The 5,131-nt window shown below is 53.7% G+C and carries 4 protein-coding genes; 1 reads left to right on the top strand and 3 read right to left on the bottom strand.

The features are described 5' to 3' along the window. Positions 1 to 321: 321 nt before the first annotated feature. From AC2FNC_RS20025 to AC2FNC_RS20015, 3 genes are all read right to left on the bottom strand, one after another. Positions 322 to 654: a YegP family protein gene (locus AC2FNC_RS20025; RefSeq protein WP_480478062.1), complete on the bottom strand. Its 333-nt coding sequence runs from the start codon at positions 652 to 654 to the stop codon at positions 322 to 324. Between the two features lie 723 nt (positions 655 to 1,377). Next, on the bottom strand, positions 1,378 to 2,487 hold the full coding sequence (locus AC2FNC_RS20020) for a ParB/RepB/Spo0J family partition protein (protein WP_496716451.1): 1,110 nt from the start codon (positions 2,485 to 2,487) through the stop codon (positions 1,378 to 1,380). Further along, a complete protein-coding gene (locus tag AC2FNC_RS20015) occupies positions 2,484 to 3,791 on the bottom strand; it encodes an AAA family ATPase (protein ID WP_496716450.1) in 1,308 nt (435 codons plus the stop codon). Before AC2FNC_RS20015 ends, AC2FNC_RS20020 begins: the two co-directional genes overlap by 4 nt. A gap of 469 nt (positions 3,792 to 4,260) precedes the next feature. Between AC2FNC_RS20015 and AC2FNC_RS20010 the strand changes: the two genes are divergently transcribed. Continuing rightward, complete coding sequence (locus tag AC2FNC_RS20010; RefSeq protein ID WP_480478067.1) at positions 4,261 to 4,944, top strand: DnaA N-terminal domain-containing protein; 684 nt, start codon at positions 4,261 to 4,263, stop codon at positions 4,942 to 4,944. Positions 4,945 to 5,131 lie beyond the last annotated feature (187 nt).

Raw genomic sequence — 5,131 nt, 5'->3', positions numbered from 1 at the left:
CCTTCGCAAACTTATCCCGCCGCGACGCATTGAATTTGAAAGGCATCACAGCATCCCGCAGTCAAATCAAAGGACCAGCTACGCATCGGAAACGATTTGTGCAACACGCTCTAAAAGACCCCGGCTCAGTCGGGGTATTTTCTGCGACCCTAAAGACTTCGGATACAAGGGCAGGTGCGGATTCCTTGACTGAACTCGCGTAGGTAACGGCAATCCCGGGCAAACGGCCTCGGTGGCGAAGTCGAGTTACCCGAGATGCGTCCACGCATCCCGGCGTCGCAGTTTGCACCTATAGGAGTGGCAGGGCGTTACCGCGCCAAGTTAGGTCAGGTCGTCGACACGTGCGTCCGGTGCGTTCCGCTTGACCGACTCGATCCCGTTATCCCGCCCAGAAGCGCTGGTATAGCTCTCGCTGGTGCCGATGACCTGCCCGTTGCTGGCCTTCAAATTGAACATGTGACCGCCGGACTTGGTTTCCTTGCGTTCATACCGCTCGTCATCCGGTGCGTTCTTCTTGACTGACTCGATCCCGTTCGTGGCACTTGCCTTTTGAACATATCCTTCACTGGCCAGAATGATTTCACCATTCCCGGCTTTCAGACGAAACCGAAATTCCCCGGCCTTGTCTTTGTATATTTCGAACTTCCCGGCCATTTGACGCCTACTCCTCTGTTCTGCTTTCGATTTTTTCGAATACATTCCTATAATTATACAAACGCCTCAAGAAAAAAGATGAGGCGTGTTATCTGCTCAGATCAAGCCCCCCCTCCCCTTCTCCTTAGCCTTGCTTCCTAAGATTTTTCAGCTGTTACCGTGGTAAAGCTGGCACCCGAAGGTGCCGGTGGTCATTTGGTCAGAACTGATGTCGTGGGACGCATTTAGTTGCCTCAGAACCACGAACAAAGTCCGTTCCGCAGCACTTTGGATAAGCAACTTCTGTTCAGTCCGCTAAGCCAAGGATCTTAGCATATTTTGTAAAAGAACTGTACCTGATACCTATATATAGTGTAATTTACGCCTGAAATATGAACAGCTGCAAACCCTGTTTTGATGCTTGTACTGTGTTTCAAGGGTTGCGTTCTGCTGGTCAGCGGTGAAAGCGCGACGCCTCCGCGCCACCTCTAGTTTCCGACTGGACGGCCGTAAATGCTATAAAACTCCTTTTGCAAAATTTCGATATCTTGGGAAATCTCGAACTCGACTTAAGAACAAGTCTTAACATGTCGGTTGCTTTGTTCGCTTCAGTGCCCGTGACGTCCGGTTCAGCTTGGACAGGCGATGTATCCGACGATGCCAACAAGCCCCCTGCCCCAGCGCGCCAAAAAAAAGGCGCCGGAACCTTTCCGACGCCTTTTCCCGCTTTGCTGGCCCATGATCTTACCCGTGGGTAAGGTCGTCTTCTTCGGGAAGCGCATCGATCAGCGCGGCAATCGCCGCTTCCAGCTTGCTTCGATCAACGCGTGTGAAATCCAGATCATACCGGATCTCGATCCGTCCACTTGAGGCAGCGCATTTTGCGATCCCAGCCCTACCCGAGACCTGAAATGTTGTTTTCGCACGGCGCGGTTTACCTGCGCTGACTGCATCCGACTTACTTGAAGACGTGGCTTCTGGCTCAGCCAGAAATGACCTGAGAATTGCAACCTCGCGCGTACCATCCCGATTAGGCTCGCTCTTCAGTGCCTCGCTCACTTGGCGAACCAGACCCGGCGTCGCGTCGAACTTGCGCTTTAGCTCAACGCCCACGTTTCGCGGAATGTCGTTCGGGTGGATCAGAACTTTGTCCAGCATCAGCAACAAACTGGCGAAAGACCGGATATAGCTACGCTTAGTATAGCTGGCAGACTTAAACAGCGTGGAAACCGCTTTGTCGACATCCGGACAGTCATTCGCTGGGTCTTCGGAATATGCACGGGCGAGGGCGCCCATTTCCGCAAATGAGATATCCTTTCGGATCAGGTTTTCGTCAACCATGCGCCGGTAACTGTTGTCCAGATCACCCGCGTCAGAAATCCCCGCTGGAATTCTGGCGTAGGTTTCGTCCCCGGTCTCATCGTACAAAGCACGATAGGCGGACAAACGGCGCATGCCCTGGATCAATTCATACAGCCCGTCCGACCTGCGTTCCAGACGGATCGGGTTGGACAAGCCGATGTCCCGGATCGAATCTTTGAGTTCATCCAGTTCCGGATCAGGACCTGGTTTGCGATCTCGCGTCAGTTTTTCTGTGACAACGTCATTCAGCAACACCCGTTCTGTCACCAAACCTTCGGCTCTCAGCCGAACCAGTTCATGTGCAAGACGGTCGTTTTCGGCGCGGATGGATTGTTCCGTCGATTGCTGATCACGTAAAGCGTCGGCATTTTCCGAAATTGCCGCGGCCATTGGACCGCGTCGTTTTTCAAAAACTTTGTCCGGTACTTTACCAACAGGAATGTCATCCATAGCCGGTAGGTCAATATCGAACATTCTCCGCTTGCGGCTCATGCGTCATCCTCCACCTTGTCCCAGGCCGATAACATTACGCCCCGGAATTCCTCATACACATTGTCAAAAGTCGAGCGGGCACGCCGCCAGGTTTCGCGGGTCATCTCGCGGTAGTCCATTTCGTAAACCGAACTCAGAAAACGTCCCGACTGCTCCACCGCACGGGTCATTTCCACCGGGTGCTGAGCGACATGTTCGCCAAAGACCTTCTTAAAGGCATCAAACATCGCCAGATGGAGCGCATTGCCCGGTTCATACCGCGTCAACAGGAACCGCAACTCACAGAAGGTTTTGGGCAATCCAATCTTACCCGTGGGTAAGGTCTTGTCGAACCCATAAGCCAGATCTTCCAACGCTTCTGCCAACTGGCCGATGAACGATGTGGTCGAGTCATACTCCCAATATCCGGGCCCAGAAGGGATATAAAGCATGTCAGCGGCAAAGACCGCATTCATAGACTGGTATCCGATTGCGGGCGGACAATCGAACAGAATGAGGTCATAAGCATCATCAGGAATCTGATCCAGATACCGGGAAACCGACGCAAAGAAGGACCATTCGGGATTCAGGTGCCGGTACTGGGCCGACGCAAATTCAACAAAGGCTGCGTTCGCACAGGAAGGTATCGCATCGATCGTCGACCAAGAGGTCTTCTTGATGAAATCACCAATTCGCAGATCACCAAGGCCCATGTCCGTTATCGCGGACGGCAACTCCCGGCGGGGCAGGGTGGTTCCCGATTCCGCAGCGGCGGGGCGGTTATTCATGCGCTCTGTCTCACGAATGAGGTCGCGCGCCATGATCCCCCAAACCGTGTAGTCTTCGGCCACATCCGTCAGGCCCATCGAATGGCTCAATGTTGCCTGAGGGTCGAAATCCACCACGAGGACCCTATACCCGTCCAGGGCGGCCGCATGGGCGAGGTGCAGCGCCACGGTCGACTTTCCCGCGCCTCCCTTGAAGTTTGCGACAGCCGCACGAATGGCGCGCTTGCCTTCAGGGCGAGGGGGCATCAGGGACTTGCGATTAATCTTGAGCCGTCGCCGCAGCTCATTCACCTCTTCCAGGCTGAACCAGCGCTGACGCCCGTCGGGCTCAACTTCTCCGCCAGGCAGGGAAGGATCGGCTGCAAGCTTTCCGCGAAAGGTCGACTGGTTAACCCGGAAGATCAGTTCGGACACCTCCCAACTGGAAAACCGGCGGAGCGTTTTCTCCATCTCAGGGCTAAAGGTCTGCTGGCGAATCCAGCCCTGCAATTTGAGGGACTGATTGCGCAATGCGTTCAGGTCTTCGTGCGTGTACATGCCTCAGGTCTCGTAGTTTGGAACGTAAATTTCTGCTCGTTTCCTATTTACGCCTGATTTGCACTTTACGCAAAAGAAATTATGATGAGGGTGCGCTCTTACCCGTGGGTAAGAAAACAAGGCCTTAAACCCTACGAAGCGATTCGGCGGACCCTGTGAATACCATAAGGCCCGGAAGGCCCCCGGCGACCAGTATATAGGGGGGCATTCTGGCAAGAAATGCTACATATAGGGGGACATAAAGGGCCGATAGGGGGACACCCAGAATGACCCCCATCACCAATACTTCACCAAATTTCTTTTAGTTTTTTGAGATTGATCCGCACAAGATCAGGCGAAGTTCCAGTCTCTTCTTGACAGAATCGAAGCTTTGGACGCTAATTATCCCAAGATGGTGAAAAGCGTTGGCAAACGGCGCGAGATTGGCGGGACACACCCGCCTGAGGCAGACAGAGCGGTGAGAACGGGTATGCAGCTTGCGAAACCGGTCGGGCGAAATGCGCCGGCTTTAAAATATGATATACTGTCCGCACTGACCGTTCATGCGCTGTCAGGCGACAAGCACCGGCAACGAAGTATTCTGCGTATCATTGCGTTGATTACGACCCGATATAACTGGCGTAACAACGAATTATCCATTGGGCGGGAAGAAATTGCGCGCCTGTGGACAGTGAACGAAAGAACAGTAAAGCGCGAAATGTCCAGATTTCGCGCATTAGGTTGGATAACGGTAAAACGGCCTGCTGCGCGGGGTCGTGTTGCTGTGTACGAGATTGACCTGAAACAAATCCTGATAGACACCGAAGAGGTTTGGCCTGTTATCGGAACAGACTTTCAAGCCCGGATGACCGACGTGCCAGAACCTGAAACGAATGTTATTCCTTTCGCGACCAAACCAAATGCCCCGGAAAGCACCGAAGGGGATGTGTGGTCTCAGGTTCAGGCGATTCTTCACGGGCGCGATCCAGAACTATGGGCCAGCTGGTTTCAACATCTGTCCGAAGCAGAAAGGGCAGGGGGGCGCGTTGTTCTTGTCGCGCCGTCACGCTTCATGGCCGACTATATTTCGCAAAAGTGGACAGCGCGACTGTTGGCTGCCTACAGCCGCGTCGATCCGGGCATCAGGACGGTTCGCGTGGACGCTGCCGAATAACTGACTTTTGCTGTGTATCCTGCGGGATCTCCTCGTTCAGTTGACCAGGGAAACAGATACGAATACCCAATCGAAGCGAGCGTGTTGCACAAATCGTTTCCGATGCGTAGCTGGTCCTTTGATTTGACTGCGGGATGCTGTGATGCCTTTCAAATTCAATGCGTCGCGGCGGGATAAGTTTGCGAAG

This window comes from Ruegeria sp. BHSA123 (assembly GCF_059613425.1).
The sequence above is the reverse complement of the archived record's forward strand: the minus strand, read 5'-3'. Positions and strand labels throughout refer to the sequence as shown.

What these genes read in the sequence shown, in the direction of transcription:
- AC2FNC_RS20020 (WP_496716451.1), bottom strand. Translation starts at nt 2,487, where the DNA reads ATGAGCCGCAAGCGGAGAATGTTCGATATTGACCTACCGGCTATGGAT.
- AC2FNC_RS20010 (WP_480478067.1), top strand. Translation starts at nt 4,261, where the DNA reads ATGCAGCTTGCGAAACCGGTCGGGCGAAATGCGCCGGCTTTAAAATAT.
- AC2FNC_RS20025 (WP_480478062.1), bottom strand. Translation starts at nt 654, where the DNA reads ATGGCCGGGAAGTTCGAAATATACAAAGACAAGGCCGGGGAATTTCGG.
- AC2FNC_RS20015 (WP_496716450.1), bottom strand. Translation starts at nt 3,791, where the DNA reads ATGTACACGCACGAAGACCTGAACGCATTGCGCAATCAGTCCCTCAAA.